The sequence below is a fragment of the Nocardiopsis sp. RV163 genome (assembly GCF_001029525.1).
GTDB classification, from domain to species: Bacteria; Actinomycetota; Actinomycetes; order Streptosporangiales; family Streptosporangiaceae; genus Nocardiopsis; species Nocardiopsis dassonvillei.
The window spans coordinates 1-14,574 of the sequence record NZ_LEKI01000148.1; the positions used below are offsets into that span (position 1 = coordinate 1).

Annotated in this window: 10 protein-coding genes; 7 read left to right on the plus strand and 3 right to left on the minus strand. The window is 72.3% G+C overall.

Annotated elements, in window-relative coordinates; translation table 11 throughout:
- From ABD54_RS29155 to ABD54_RS21180, 3 genes are all read left to right on the plus strand, one after another.
- Window positions 1-202 (plus strand): hypothetical protein (locus ABD54_RS29155; protein ID WP_235432138.1); only part of this gene is annotated, 202 nt, incomplete at its 5' end.
- Window positions 199-702, plus strand: coding sequence for an ATP-binding protein (locus tag ABD54_RS21175; RefSeq protein WP_047871273.1), 504 nt, complete (start codon window positions 199-201; stop codon window positions 700-702). The genes ABD54_RS29155 and ABD54_RS21175, both read left to right, overlap by 4 nt.
- A gap of 237 nt (window positions 703-939) precedes the next feature.
- Window positions 940-2,757: an acyl-CoA dehydrogenase gene (locus ABD54_RS21180; protein WP_047871274.1), complete on the plus strand. Its 1,818-nt coding sequence runs from the start codon at window positions 940-942 to the stop codon at window positions 2,755-2,757.
- Window positions 2,758-3,361: 604 nt separating this feature from the next.
- On the opposite strand, the gene ABD54_RS21185 is transcribed toward ABD54_RS21180, so the two are convergent.
- Together ABD54_RS21185 and ABD54_RS21190 are read right to left on the minus strand one after the other, a co-directional pair.
- Window positions 3,362-3,814 carry a TIGR03668 family PPOX class F420-dependent oxidoreductase gene (locus ABD54_RS21185; protein WP_047871275.1) on the minus strand — a complete coding sequence of 151 codons (453 nt, stop codon included), beginning with the start codon at window positions 3,812-3,814 and terminating at the stop codon, window positions 3,362-3,364.
- Between the two features lie 277 nt (window positions 3,815-4,091).
- Window positions 4,092-5,378, minus strand: a complete 1,287-nt coding sequence (locus ABD54_RS21190; RefSeq protein WP_047871276.1) for an MFS transporter — start codon at window positions 5,376-5,378, stop codon at window positions 4,092-4,094.
- Between the two features lie 569 nt (window positions 5,379-5,947).
- Between ABD54_RS21190 and ABD54_RS21195 the strand changes: the two genes are divergently transcribed.
- The 3 genes from ABD54_RS21195 (at window position 5,948) to ABD54_RS21205 (ending at window position 8,700) form a co-directional block, all read left to right on the plus strand.
- On the plus strand, window positions 5,948-6,325 hold the full coding sequence (locus ABD54_RS21195; protein ID WP_047871277.1) for a hypothetical protein: 378 nt from the start codon (window positions 5,948-5,950) through the stop codon (window positions 6,323-6,325).
- 641 nt (window positions 6,326-6,966) lie between these two features.
- Window positions 6,967-8,106 carry a WD40 repeat domain-containing protein gene (locus ABD54_RS21200; protein WP_047871278.1) on the plus strand — a complete coding sequence of 380 codons (1,140 nt, stop codon included), beginning with the start codon at window positions 6,967-6,969 and terminating at the stop codon, window positions 8,104-8,106.
- Between the two features lie 120 nt (window positions 8,107-8,226).
- Window positions 8,227-8,700, plus strand: coding sequence for a GerW family sporulation protein (locus tag ABD54_RS21205; RefSeq protein WP_047871279.1), 474 nt, complete (start codon window positions 8,227-8,229; stop codon window positions 8,698-8,700).
- A 133-nt stretch (window positions 8,701-8,833) separates the two neighbouring features.
- Here ABD54_RS21205 and eccD read toward each other — a convergent pair whose 3' ends face one another.
- Window positions 8,834-10,168, minus strand: coding sequence for a type VII secretion integral membrane protein EccD (eccD, locus tag ABD54_RS21210; protein WP_047871280.1), 1,335 nt, complete (start codon window positions 10,166-10,168; stop codon window positions 8,834-8,836).
- 217 nt (window positions 10,169-10,385) lie between these two features.
- Here eccD and eccCa point away from each other — a divergent pair, with 217 nt between their 5' ends.
- On the plus strand, window positions 10,386-14,351 hold the full coding sequence (gene eccCa / locus ABD54_RS21215) for a type VII secretion protein EccCa (RefSeq protein WP_394324548.1): 3,966 nt from the start codon (window positions 10,386-10,388) through the stop codon (window positions 14,349-14,351).
- The last annotated feature ends 223 nt before the right edge of the window (window positions 14,352-14,574 follow it).

Sequence of the window (14,574 nt, forward strand, 5' to 3'; positions counted from 1 at the left end):
GGTCTCCGAGCCGGGACCGGTACCGGTCCCCGCCCCTCGCCCTCCCTCCCCCGCGTGCGAGGACCCCGAGGACTGGCGCGCGTTCACCCGGCTCGCCCGCGTCTGGCTCGACCAGCAGCAGCAACGAGCCGAGCGGACGCAGCGAGCACGGCAGGCACCCCAGCCCCGCACGGACCACTGCCGACAGGCGGTCCCGGCATGATCTTCCTGACCGCGCCCAGGGTTCCGCGCCCCCTCGTCCGCTGGGAGCACCGCGTCTACCCGGGAGCGCTGGACCAGCTCGCGCGGGTCCGCGCCGACCTCGCCGCCGACCTGGCCGGTTTCGACGGCGACCTCGTAGAGACCGTGCGGCTGTGCGCAAGCGAGCTGTTCGCGAACTCCGTCAAGTACACGGACTCAGGCAAGAGGGACGGCGAGGTCGTCCGCGCGCTGTCGATGCCCGACGCGCGAACGCTCCGCTTCTCGGTGAGCGACTGCGGCGGAGGCGGCGCAATCCCGGCAGTTCCGGAGGAGCGGACGGAGGACGAGTGGAGCCGGGCCGAGGGCCAGCGCGGGCTGCTGCTCGTGGAGAACCTGTCCACAGCCTGGGGACACTTCCGCCTCGCACCCTGGGCCGACCTGGGCACCCACGTGTGGGCCACCTTCAGGGTCCCCCCGGGCGGCGCTCCGCCCGCCACGCGCCCCTACGTCCTCATCGACTGAGGCCGGATTCCGGACGGGCGGGGAGGCCCCGGCCAGTGCCTCCCCGCCCCGCGCGAGCCCCCGGACAGCCCGTTCAGCGCGCCTCACCGAAACCCGCCCCTCCTTTTGGTATCCCCTGGGACACAACTCCCTCCCTCCCACTGGCGCCGGTCGCTACTCGGTAGTAACATTGACTTGTTACTAGTCGGTAGATCCGCGTGTACAGACACCGCGGCCAGGGACACAGCGGAGCTGTCCATGACGCATTACAAGAGCAACCTGCGCGACATCGAGTTCAACCTCTTCGAGGTCTTCAAGCGCCAGGACGTCCTGGGGCAGGCCCCCTTCGAGGAGCTGGACGAGGAGACCGCCCGCACGATCCTGGACGAGGTCAACCGCCTCGCCACGGGCGTCATCGCGGAGTCCTTCGAGGACGCGGACCGCAACCCCCCGGTCTTCGACCCGAAGACGAACACCGTCGCGCTCCCCGAGAGCCTGAAGAAGTCCTACAAGGCCTACATGGACGCCGGCTGGTACAACCTCGACCTCCCCCAGGAGCTGGGCGGCCTGGGCGCCCCCCGCTCCCTGGTCTGGTCCGCCGCCGAGCTGGTCCTCGGCTCCAACCCCGCCGTGCACATGTACTCGGCCGGACCCGGCTTCGCGAGCATCCTCTACTCGGAGGGCAACGAGGAGCAGAAGCGGTTCGCCGAGCTGGCCATCGAGCGCGGCTGGGGCGCCACCATGGTCCTCACCGAGCCGGACGCCGGGTCGGACGTCGGCGCGGGCCGCACCAAGGCCGTGGACCAGGGTGACGGCACCTGGCACATCGAGGGCGTGAAGCGCTTCATCACCTCGGCCGAGCAGGACATGACCGAGAACATCTTCCACCTGGTGCTGGCCCGCCCCGAGGGCGCGGGCCCCGGCACCAAGGGCCTCTCGCTCTTCCTGGTCCCCAAGTACCTCGTCAACGAGGACGGCTCGCCCGGCGAGCGCAACGGCGCCTACGTCACCAACGTCGAGCACAAGATGGGCCTCAAGGCCTCCACCACCTGTGAGCTGACCTTCGGCGACAAGCACCCCGCCGTCGGCTACCTCGTGGGCGACAAGCACGACGGCATCCGCCAGATGTTCCTCGTCATCGAGTACGCGCGCATGATGGTCGGGACGAAGGCGATCGCCACCCTGTCCACCGGCTACCTCAACGCCCTGGAGTACGCCAAGGAGCGCGTGCAGGGCAACGACCTGGCCGCGGGCAAGGACTCCCCCAAGGTGACCATTACCCACCACCCGGACGTGCGCCGCAGCCTCATGACGCAGAAGTCCTACGTGGAGGCCATGCGCGCCCTGGTGCTCTACACCGCCACCCAGCAGGACGCGATCCAGATCGCGCACCGCACGGGCCAGGACGCCGCGGAGCTGGAGGCCATGAACGACCTCCTGCTGCCGATCGTCAAGGGCGTGGGCTCCGAGCGCTCCTACGCGCTGCTCGCCGATTCCCTCCAGACCCTGGGCGGCTCCGGGTTCCTCCAGGAGTACCCGATCGAGCAGTACATCCGGGACGCCAAGATCGACACCCTCTACGAGGGCACCACCGCGATCCAGGCCCAGGACTTCTTCTTCCGCAAGATCGTGAGGAACGGCGGCCAGGCCCTGGGCAAGCTGGCCGGGGAGATCAAGGCCTTCGCGCAGAGCGACGCGGGCAACGGCCAGCTCAAGCAGGAGCGCGCGCTGCTCCTGGAGGCGGCCGAGAACGTCGAGAAGATCGTCGAGCTCATGGTCGGCCACGCGATGGGCTCCGCCGAGGACACGCGCGAGCTGTACAAGGTGGGCCTGAACTCCACCCGCCTGCTCATGGCCTTCGGCGACGTCGTCCTGTCCTGGCTGCTGCTGCGCCAGGCCGAGGTGGCCCTCAACAGCATCGACGGCGCCAGCGACGAGGACAAGGACTTCTACACCGGCAAGATCGCCGCCGCGCGCTTCTTCGCCGAGCAGTTCCTGCCGCGCATCGCCGCCGAGCGCCGCGTCGCCGAGGGCGTGACGGTGGACCTGATGGACGTCCCCGAGTCCGCCTTCTAACCGCGTCGGACCCCGGGAGAGGGCGGGGCGGCCACCGGGCCGCCCCGCCCTCCGTCCGTCCCACGTGTACGGGGGGCGGCGCTGGGTAGCCGCCCACCCGAGCGCGTGCGCCGCCGGGAGGCGCACGGAAGGGGGCGGGGCGTGGCACGCGGCGACCGCGTCAAGGGAGCAGGGGAGTTCGACGACTGACCGGACAGCACGGGGAGGAGCCCGCGCTGGACTCGCGCGCCGGGTACCCGCTGTCCCGGCCGGGCCACGCCTACGAGGTGGCGGCGGCCGTGGCCTTCCTCGCCGGGCCGGAGGCGCCCTACGTCACCGGCGCCTCGCTGTTCGTGGACGGCGGGCTCTCCCTGACGGGCCCGCAGGCCGGGGGGCGCGCTCCAGGACGCCACCTGGCGAGCGGGCTGACCCCGCCCGCGTACCCGGAATCCGCCGCCGCGGACCGACCGGTGGCTCCGGCCCGCCCCGGCGCCACCCGGCGGACCGTGCGCGGCGGTTCCCCGCTCAGGGGGTGGTCCCGTCCCCGGCGCCGCTGTCGGCGGCACCGGAAGCGGGACCGCCGCCGAACGCACTCGCACCGCGCCGTCACTGTTCCGGCGCACCGTCAGCGTTCCGGGGTGCCGGTCTCCGCGCCGGGCTCCTCCGCGGCCGACCACCCGGACCAGTGGCGGACCTCCACCAGGATGATCGCCTCCTCCGGAGGCGTGTCCCGGTACCGGGGATAGCGCTCCACCAGCCTGTCGCGGGCCTCGGTCCAGGCCGGGCCGTCGTGCAGGACCAGCGCCTCACCGTCCGCGCGGACCCACCACAGCCGGTCCCAGTCGTCGGAGTACTCGTCCGCGAGCAGCGACACACGGGGGTTGCCCTCGATGTCGCGCAGCCGCCTGAGCCGGTACGTGGCCTTGGGCTTGTGGTCCACGGGGATCGCGATCATGTCGCCGCGGGCCGCGAACACCACGGGCACCAGATGGGGCTGCCCGTGCTCGCCCACCGTGGCCAGCCTGGCGACGCGGCTCCGCGCGAACATCTCCCTGGACCGTTCGGGACTCCACCTCATGACAGAGAAAATCCCACGCGGCCCGGGACCGCACAAGAGGCGCGCACGCCCCTTTTTCTCTACCTCGCCTCCGCACGCGCGCACGCGCGCGAGGCCCCAAGCGGGCTCCCAGGTCCCGGACGACGCTTCTCGTCCCCGCGCGCGGGTGCGAGGCCCGCCGCGACCACCGGGGAGGCGGTTCGTCCTCGGCTCCGCGAACCGGGGACGCTGTTCCTCTTTCTCCTACTACGCGCGCGCACGCGCGCGAGACGGGGCCCGAACGTACCGACCCGAGAGGTCAGGCCCGGGGACGGCGGAGGACGAAGTAGTACAGCGCAACGGTCGCGCACACCGTGGTGACGGCCATCGGCACGAACGCCAACTGGTAGGCCTCGGGGCCCTCCGGCAGCGCCTGGAGCAGCGCGCCCGCCGCCACCGTGCACACCACGGCTGTCGTGAACCCGCTCATGTTCACCAGGCCGGAGGCGACGCCGGTCCGGCTGGCGGGGATGCCGTCGCGCGCGAAGTCGAAGGAGACCGTCGGCGCCAGGGTCTGCCCGATCGCGCTCACCGCGAGCACCGCCAGCCCCACGGCCACCGGGGTCCCCCCGGGCCACGCCACCAGCAGCAGCCAGCCCAGGCTCAGCACCGTGCTCAGGGTGAGCCCCAGCCACCGGCGCACACCGGGTCTGCGCCCGATCACGACGCCCGCGAGCGGAGCCATCCACAGCCCGCCCGCGGCCAGGGCGGTGAGGGTGAGGGCCGCGGTGTCCTCGGGCAGCCCCAGGCCGCCCACGAGGAACGGGTAGCCCCACAACACCATCATCATCGTGAACGGGGCCATGACGGCCGCGTGGTGGGCCATGCCGATCTGCGGGCCGCGCGAGCGCAGCGCCTCCTTGAGCGCGGCCCACACCGAGATCGGGTCGGCGACCGTGGAGCGGCCCGCCGCCCCGGCCGGGCGGTCGCGCACGACCACCAGCATCAGCAGGGCCATCAGCGCGGTCAGGGCCGTGGTGGCCAGGAAGGCGGCCACCCAGCCGAAGCCCTCCAGGGCCCAGGCCATCGGCGCGGCGCTGGCCACCTGCCCCGTTCCGCCGACCACGCCGGTGAGCCCGCTGACGAGGGCGTAGCGCGAACGCGGGAACCACAGGGCCGCCAGCCGGATGACGTTGAGGAAGACCAGGGCGTCGCCGAGGCCGATGAGGAACCGCCCGGCCACCGCCACCTCGATGCCGGGGGCGAGCGCGAACAGGCACGCGCCGACCGTCATCGCCGCCATGCCCATGACGAGCGTGTAGCGGGGCCCGAGCCGGTCGGCCAGCAGCCCGGTGGGCACCTGGAGGACCACGTACACCAGGAGTTGCAGCATCGGCAGCAGGGACAGTAGAGCCGGTCCGACGTCGAAGCGGGCCTGGGCCTCCAGGGCTGCCACACCGAGACCGTTGCGGTGCAGCATCGCCAGGAAGTACCCGCCCACGGCGACGCCCCACACGAGCCAGGCCCTGGCGCCGCCGACGGGTTCGGAGGCCACGACGCCCTCCCGTGCGGTAGTCCGGTCACCGGATGTATCGGTCTGTGTCACTGGACGACTTCTCTCCGTTTCGTACGACCGTTCCAGTGTCCTCCACATACGGGACCAGCCCTTACACCGGGGTGAAAGCTCGGGCAAAACCGACGGGAACACCGGCATGTCGGAAGGAGGCGCGAACGGCAAAGCCGGGGTTTGACCGGGTCAAGGGCCCGTAACCTGCAAGGAGTCGCGGAGAGTCACGACAAACACGCCAAGAGTCGCCACAAAGGGTGACGCTGGCGACATCCCTCCCGCAAACGGACAGGCTTTCCGCGACGCCGAAAAAACGGCCTGATGTTCGGAATACATGCCCTGAGCTGGTGGTTCTTGGTTTGGTGAAGTCGAGACACATTCGTTAAATGTGATATTGGTCACTTGTGGAAGCCTCGACTACAAGGGGTCAGTTGCTGCTAGCATCCGGAGCGCAAAGAATAACTACGAGGTAACGACATCGTTCACGCCTCACCAACTTTGTGGAGGGGACCCGCCAAGGCCACCTGAGGCGGAGCACCTCGATCCGCGGCGACGTGGCCGCACAAGCGAACACGGCACCGCGGCAACCTAGACCACTGGAGACGACCTTGAGTCACTGGCGCCTGAACAACCCCCGGGCCTCCCGGGCGAAATCGGCCCTCGCCAGGCGAATCAAGCACAAGCCCCGCCACGCCTTCTGCGCCCAGCGCGCGATCACGGCGCTCCTGGGCGAGCTCGCCTCCGTGACCCCCCGCCAGTTCTACTGGTCGGGCAGCTCGGAGCTGGCCGTCGTCTCGGTCCAGCGGGACGTCAACGTCTGGTGCCGCGACGGCCGCTTCTTCTGGAACGACCTGTTCCACGGCGGCCCGGTCTCGCATCCCGCGAGCGACCCCGTAGGCGCCGCTGAGCTCCTCAACCCCTTCGCACAGGGGCCCGAGCCGGTCTACGGCCACGGCAGCGTCCTCAACCACACGGTCGCCGCCTGAGGCCGCGCCCCCGGCTCCAAGGCCTCTCGCTAGGCCCGAGAAGCCGCTGAGTCCTCGGCTGCCGCCCGCGGAGCCCGCTCCGCACACGCACCCGTCAGCGCGCTCCCCCGTCCGGCTCACGGCCGTCTCAGGGGCGCCGAACGCGCCCGGCACGCCTGTCGGCGTTCCCGGGCCCCGCGCGCGGACCCCGTCGCCCCGCGCGGCGCCGCCCTCCCGTGGAGACGACCCTCTTCCCCGCACACGCCCCTCGGCCACCTGTCCGGCGCGCGTGCGGACGATCCCTTGCCCCTTCGCCCTACCCGTGCAGAAGGACTCGACACGTCCCGGTCCGGCGTAAAGCCGAAACCCCCTGGCTCGCGGGCGTTCCCGCGCCCCGGTTCCACGGGCCCCGGTCGGCCTTTCGCCCGCCGCGCGTTCCTCCGGCCCTCCTCAGGCCCCCTACGGCCTTCCTCGGACCAAGAGATCTTCGGACCTAAGACACCAAAAACTGACAGACAGGCACATAACCTGCCCGAACCCTCCAGAACCATTCCCCACCAGCGGTCCTCTGGGGTTACGGTGGCTGCTGACAACCACACACGCACCGGCCCGGAGACGACGGGCCGTCCTCGCTCACCCCTGTGACACCCCCCAGAGGACCCATGCGCCCCCTCCACCCCGACGAACCCTCACACCTCGGGGAACGACGCCGCCGCTCCCTCCTGCGCGCGGCGGCGCTGGCCGGTGTGGTGGTGCTTCTGGCGAGCGCGGGGCTGCACTCCTTCACCGCCCCCTCGTGGGACCCCGAGGCGGCCGAGGGCGCCGCCGACTGCTCCGCGACCGGATCGGCCCTCTCCGACAGCCTCGCGGCGACCGGGACCCCGATGACCTCCTTCCCCGAGGACGTCCCGCTCGCGCTGTCCTTCTCGCCCGACGGCTCCGTCCTGGCCGTGTCCCAGATCGACACGGTGACCCTGTGGGACTGGCGGGAGTCGCGCGCCATCGCCCGCATCGACCACGACTCCTCCGCCGTGCCGCCGACCCCGGCGGCCTTCAGCCCCGACGGGTGCCTGCTCGCCTACGGAACCCTCGACGGCGCCTCGGTCGTCGACCTGGAGACCGGCCGGAGGCAGGACGTCGGCGAGGAGAGGGCCGTGCGGTCGATCGCCTTCAGCCCCGACGGCTCCTCACTCGCGCTGGGCGTGCGCGGCGACCCCGACGGGCGGCACCTGCACCTGCACGACACCCGCACCTGGGAGCTGGAGGCGCGGCTGTCCGGCTCGGGCGTGCTGGGTTCGATCAGGTACTCGCTCGACGGCGGCGTGGTGGCGGGCGGCGAGGAGGGCGGCGGGATCGCCGTGTGGGATACCGGGAGCCTCTCGCTGCGGGGCCTGATCCGCGAGCGCTCCGGCGTGGGCGCGGCCTCGTTCGACCTAGTCCCGGACGGCTCGGCCGTGCTGCTCATCCGCTCCGGCTCCGTGCTCCTCGTCGTCCCCGGGACCGGAGCCATCGTCCGCGAGTTCACCCCCGGCCCGGACGAGGGCATCCTGGTGGACGTCGCCTACAGCGCCGCGAGCGGCCGCGTGTTCGCCGCCCGTCTGGACCCCGCCACCGGCCGCGGCGACATGGTGGCGTGGCGGTACGCCTCGGCGACCGATGTCGCGCTGGGCCCGGACCTGCCCCGCGTGTTTCCCATGTCCCTGTCCCAGGACGGGTCCCGGGTGGCGGGCCTGCGCACGGGGAGCGGCGACGTCGCCGTCTACGACACCGAACTGAACCTGCTCAACGTGCTCACGCCCTGAGCCGGGCCGCCTTCCACGGGCCGCGACCCGGTGTCCGGAACAGGCCAGGAGCGTTCCGGGCACCGCGGCCGCGTTACACAATGGGGCGGGTACGCAACCGCCACGAAGGGACCCGCCGCCATGCCGGACACCGCTCTGGGCCGCCGCGCCCGCCGCACCAGTCCCGCCCTGTCCGCGCTGGCCAGGCTGATCGAGAACACCGGCGCCTCGGCGCGGTCCTCGTCGGCGTTCGGCGAGGCCGTGGTCGCGGAGGGTTCCACGGTCGTCCCGGTGGCCCGGGTGAGCGCGCTGACCATCATGGGCGGGGGTTCCAGCCGCCTGTTCGCCGCGGGCGGGGACGGAGCCGGGGGCAGCGGCTTCGTCCGGGTGCGGCCCGCGGGCTTCCTGCTGATCGACCGGGAGGGGGCGCGGTACCGCCCCATCCGGCAGCCCGCCTCACTGCTCGTCATCCCGCTGGCAGTGGTGACGGCCGCCGCGGCCACCCGCATCGTGGGCGTCTCTCTGCGCGAGGCGCGCCGCCGCCGCGCCCTGACCGCGATGCGGGAGTCCCACGAGGCCGCGCGGACCTCCCGCGGGACCGAGCGCACCGACTGACCCGCCGCGCCGGAGGCCGCCTCCGGACGGCGCCGGGCCTTCGCGGGGCTCCCGTCCCCCCGGGAACCGCGTCGCGCCGGACGCGGACACCCGTACGTCCCGCCCGTTCCCGGGGGAACCCGCCGTCAGCGCGCTACGAGGTCATCCGCTCCACGAACGCGAACAGGCCCATCCCCCAGGCGAACACCGCGCACATCGCGATGATCACCAGGATCTCCGTCCAGTTGAGGAGGCGGCGCAGCGAGGCCCGCGGCACGTCGGTCAGCCGCACCCAGCTCAGCACGCCCAGCGCGATCCCCGCCACGAGCGCGACCAACGGCAGCCACGGCGCCAGGAACGCGTACTCGCCCACCGTCGCGACGCCCGCCGCTCCCAGGCCCAGCACCCCCGCCAGGCGCAGCGGCAGCACGTGCCGGATCCGGTCGAACAGCCGTGAGCGCAGCACCAGCAGCAGCGAGAGCAGCGCGCACAGCAGCAGGTCGGGCAGGCCCGTGGCCAGGTAGGCCAGCAGCACGGTCGTCGCGCCGCCGCTCACCGCCGCGCCCAGCACGATTCCCAGCAGGATGCGGTCGGTGTTGCCGAAGGTGTCCTCGAACCGGTCCGTGGTGACCTGCCCCGAGCGCCCCACCTCGTAGTCGAGCCCGGACAGCCCGCCCATCACCATCGCCACGCGCGGCAGCGCGCCCACGCACAGCGCCAGGACCAGCCCCATGGACCGCGCCCCCTGAACCGGTTCCACGAAGACGCCCACCACCACGAGCACTCCGGCCGTCACCGCGACCACGCCGAGCGCGCAGATGTAGGCCAGCCCCGTCTCGTGCATCGTCCAGCCGATCACCGCCACCAGCAGCGCGCCGGACAGCGCGAAGGCCGCCTGCACCAGGAAGTCCGCGTCGGTCAGCAGGTTCGCGGCGAGCACGGCGGTGACCGCGCCCCACGCGCAGGCCGTAGCGAACAGCGCGTGCGCGACGGCGGGCAGCGGCCTGCGCGCGGCGAGCAGCATCACCGCGACCGTGAACAGGGTTCCCGCCGAGGCGATCCCCAGGTGCCAGGCGGACGGGCTCAGCCGCGTCATCAGCCCCAACAGCAGCAGGGGGCCGACGGCCGCGACGAGGAGGCCGAAGGACAGCGTGGTCGTGGGGTTCCAGATGTGCGCGGTGGCGTCGACGCGGTCCTCGACCGCGCCGCGCACGTCGTCCACGTGCGCGGGCCTGCCCGGAGCGGTGCGGCGGTCCAGCATCAGCACGTCGCCGTCGTAGACGCCCGCGCTCTCCAGCGGCTGGTCGGGGTGGACGGGGTCGCCCTCCACGGTGGTGAGCGTCCACGCGGCGGGTTCGGTGCCCTCCTCCTCGGGTGCGCAGACCTCCAGGATGCGGGGCATCAGTGTGGCCACGGGAACCGTTCCGGGGAGTGCCAGATCGGCCCAGCGTTCCGGTCCGGTCACCGTGACCCGGCAGTATCCACTCACACCAAGAATTCCTTTGTCGCTCGTCGTGGGCGGTTGTCACCCTCGGGGGGAGACGGACGCGAATTAGGCGATTCGCGGGGATCGCGAGATCATTCCTAGCGTAGCCACCCAGACACCAGCCCCCGTAGGCGGACCGAAAGAGATCCCCGTGGCGACGAGACCCGTACCCCGCCCAGCTCGCAGCGTCCCGACCGCCCCCGGGAACACTCCGCTCGTCATCGCGACCCCTCCCCAGATGCCGGAGAACCCGCCCTCGTCGAGTTCCGGCGCGATGATCATCATGCCGATCATCACCGGTTCGGGCTCTCTGCTGATGTCCATCACGATGGGCCACCGTCCGCTGATGGCCGTCGCCGGCGTCATGATCATGATCGCCAGCGTGGTCGTCGGCATCATCATGTTCGTGGCCCAGCACAACGGCCCGCGCAAGCGCATCCGCGAGCAGCGCGAACGCTACGTCGACTACCTCGACCAGCTCCGCGAGATCGTCCGGGACGTGGCATCCGTCCAGCGCGCCGACAACGCGTTCCGCCACCCCGACCCGCAACTGCTCGTCGATCCGGCGCGTTCGCGGGCGCGACGCTGGGAGCGGCGGGCCGCCGACCCGGACTTCCTGGACCTGCGGGCGGGCACCGGGACGCGCCCGCTGGCGCGGCGGCTCAGGCTCAAGGTCGACACCTCCTCGCCGCTGATCGTCTACGACCCCGTCTGCCAGGGGGCGGCCGACCAGCTCATCGAGCTGTACGCGAACGTCCCCGAGATGCCGCTGGTCCTGCCGCTGCGCGAGCACGGCGTGGTGTCGGTCGTGGGCGACCGCGAGGCCGCGCGGGGGCTGGCCCGCTCGCTCGTCGCGCAGATGGCCACCTTCCACTCCCCGCACGACCTGCGGATCGGCGTGGTGCGCGACAACAAGCTGCGTTCCCACTGGGAGTGGCTGAAGTGGCTGCCGCACAACACCTTCGACGACGCCGAGGACGGGCCGATGCCCGCCCGCTTCGTCGCGGTCAACACCGTGCAGATCGCCGAACTGCTCTCCGACGAGATCGAACGGCGCACCATGGACCTCCAGCGGCGCCGAGGCGCCCCGCCCGGTCCGGGCACCCAGCGCCTGGTCGTCGTCCTGGACGGCGAGTACCAGTCGACCCTGTCCGGTCTGCACGCCGAAGCGCCGGTGACCTCCCTGGCCGACCTGGGCATCCACGTGATCGCCCTGGTGGCGGACCGGCGCGAGGAGCCGGAGGGCGTGGACCTGAGGCTGCGCGTCGACGCGGACGGCACGCTGACCGAGGTCACCGAGCACGCAGACGCCTCCGAGGACGCACCGCGCGTCCCGCTTCAGGGCCGCGCGGACCGGTCCGACGTCGCGCACCTGACCTCCCTGGCCCGGCTCCTGGCCCCGTACGGCATCGCCGTCACCGACAGCGACGACGCCATGCACGCCACCGTGGGGCTCCCGGAGATCCTGGGCGTGGCCGACGTCGCCCGACTGGACACCCGGCAGACCTGGCGCAGGCGCAGCACCGGCGACTACCTGCGGGTGCCGATCGGCGTGGGGCCGAGCGGCAACACGGTGCTGCTGGATTTGAAGGAGTCGGCGTTCGGCGGCATGGGCCCGCACGGCCTGGTGGTCGGCGCGACCGGTTCGGGTAAGTCGGAGATGCTGCGGACCATGGTGGCCTCGCTGGTCATCAACCACTCCCCGGAGTCGCTCGCGCTGCTGCTGGTGGACTTCAAGGGCGGCGCGACCTTCGCCGACACCGACCGCCTGCCGCACAGCACCGGCCTGATCACCAACCTGGCCGACGACGACTCGCTGGTCCTGCGGTTCCGCGAGGCCACCTACGGCGAGCTGGTGCGCCGCCAGCAGATCCTCAAGGACGCGGGCAACCTGCCCAACCTGCACGCCTACGAGGCGGCCCGGGAGAACGACCCCGGCCTGGAACCGCTGCCGCACCTGCTGATCATCATCGACGAGTTCTCCGAGCTGCTCACGGCGCACCCCGACTTCGCCGAGCTGTTCGTGGCCATCGGGCGCATCGGCCGGTCGATCGGCGTGCACCTGCTGCTGGCCACCCAGCGCCTGGAGTCGGGCAAGCTCAAGGGCCTGGAGTCGCACCTGTCCTACCGGGTGGGCCTGCGGACGTTCTCCGAGGCGGAGAGCCGCGAGGCCATCGGCGTGGGCGACGCCTACCACCTGCCGCCCGAACCGGGCTCGGGGTACCTGAAGGTGGACACGTCGGTCTTCGAGCGGTTCAAGGCGGCGATGGTGTCGCAGCCCTACGAGCCGCCGGTCCAGGAGGAGAAGGAGGAGCACGAACCGGTGCTGCCCCTGCTCTCCTTCAACGGGCTGAACAAGGTGACCGGGGCGGGCTCGCTGGTGGAGTCCCTGGTGGAGTCGATCCGCGGCCGGGCCGAGGAGTCCGGGCGCGGGGAGGACAAGCGCACCACGCTCCAGGTCACGGTGGACCGGCTGGTGGCCTCGGGCGCGGAGAAGGTCCGGCCGATCTGGCTGGAGCCGCTGCCGCGGCTGCTCACCCTCGACAGGGTCCTGGAGGACCTGGGCGAGGGCGGGGACCTGGAGGGCCCCGGAACCGAGCCGCGCCCGTCGGACATGCGGGCCGTCATCGGCCTGACCGACATCCCCCGGGAACAGCGCGTCGTTCCGGCAGCGATGGACTTCACCGGTGCCGAGGGCAACGTCATCGTCCTGGGCGGCCCCCAGTCCGGCAAGTCGACCCTGCTGCGCACGGTGGTCGCGAGCCTGGCGTGGCGGTACCCGCCGGGCCGCGTGGGCGTGTACGCGATCGACTTCGGCGGCGGCGCCCTCCAGGCGATGGAGGATCTGCCGCACGTGGCGGGTGTGGCCGGGCGCGCCGACCCGGAGAAGGTGCAGCGGGTGCTGGTGGACGTACGCGCCCAGTTGGACAGGCGCCAGCGCGTGTTCCGCAAGTACCGGCTCGACTCCCCCGCCGCGCTGCGCCAGGCGCGCGCGGACGGGACGGTGCCCGCGAACGTGGTGGGCGACCTGTTCCTGCTGGTCGACGGCTGGTCCTCGGTGCGCGACACCTTCGACGAGGCCGACGAGGTCCTGATGGACATCGCGACCCGCGGCCCGTCCCTGGGCGTGCACACGATCCTGACCGGCGCCGCGTCCTCGCAGATCCGGTCCCGGTTGCAGGCGCTGTTCGGCGGCCGGTTCGAGCTGCGGCTGAGCGACCCGATGGACTCGGGGATCGGGCGCAAGGTCGCCGAGGCGCTGCCCAAGGACACCCCGGGGCGCGGCCTGACCGCCGAGGAGCACCACACGCACGTGGCCCTGCCGCGGGTGGACGCGGTGGCCGACGACGAGGACGTCACCGACGGGATCCGGGACCTGGTCAAGCGGATCGGGGAGCGCTGGCCGCAGAAGGCCGTCCAGGGCGTCAAGACGCTGCCCTCCAAGGTGGAGCTGTCCGACCTGCTCAAGGGCCGCCGGGTGTCGAAGGGCCGCGCCGCCGAACTGGTGGTGGGCCTGGCCGAGAGCACGCTGGCGCCGGTCACCACGAACCTGTCCCGGGACCCGCACCTGGTGGTGTACGGCGACCCGCAGACCGGCAAGACCGCCCTCCTGCGCGGGCTGGTCAAGCAGATCGTGCAGCGCCCGCCGACGGAGATCGGCGTGGTCATGGTGGACTTCCGCCGCAGCCACCTGGAGCTGGTCCCGGAGGACCACCTGCTGGCCTACTGCACGAGCACGGAGCAGACCCAGGCGGTCGCCGCGAACCTCGCGGGTTCGCTGAAGCAGCGCCTGCCGGGGCCCGACGTGACCCCCAAGCAGCTGCGGGAGCGCAGTTGGTGGAAGGGCCTGGACCTGTTCATCGTCGTGGACGACATGGACATGCTGGGGGCGAGGGCGAACCCGCTCGGGCCGCTGGTGCCCTTCATCGCGCAGGGCTCCGACCTGGGCCTGCACATCATCGCGGCCCGCCGCACGGGCGGTTCGGCGCGGGCGATGTTCGAGCCGGTGCTCCAGGCGCTCAGCGACATGGCCACGCCGGGCGTGCTCTTCTCCGGGGACCGGATGGAGGGGCGCCTGGCCAACGGCACGGCGTCAAAACAGCTACCGGTCGGCCGCGCCCAGTTGGCCCGCCGCGGCCAGCGCCCGGACCTGGTCCAGGTGGGATGGAGCGAACCGCCCGCGTGACCCGGGGGCCCTCGGCGCGCGGCGCGGGCCTCCGGGCACTACGGACCCTCAGGGGTGGGCCCCGCCCTGTCGGGGGCTTCGCGGCACCGGCCTTCAGGCGGTGCGGGTCCCGGCTCGGCGCACCCGGCCGGGGCGCCGTGTCGTCGCGAACCGGATAATGGGTACCGCGTCCCGGAACGAACCTCGGCGTCCCCGGGACAGTCCCACCCCGTGCCCCCGCGGC

Coding starts and splice junctions, on each gene's coding strand:
- ABD54_RS21175 (WP_047871273.1), top strand. CDS start 199: ATGATCTTCCTGACCGCGCCCAGGGTTCCGCGCCCCCTCGTCCGCTGG.
- ABD54_RS21180 (WP_047871274.1), top strand. CDS start 940: ATGACGCATTACAAGAGCAACCTGCGCGACATCGAGTTCAACCTCTTC.
- ABD54_RS21185 (WP_047871275.1), bottom strand. CDS start 3,814: ATGAGGTGGAGTCCCGAACGGTCCAGGGAGATGTTCGCGCGGAGCCGC.
- ABD54_RS21200 (WP_047871278.1), top strand. CDS start 6,967: ATGCGCCCCCTCCACCCCGACGAACCCTCACACCTCGGGGAACGACGC.
- ABD54_RS21205 (WP_047871279.1), top strand. CDS start 8,227: ATGCCGGACACCGCTCTGGGCCGCCGCGCCCGCCGCACCAGTCCCGCC.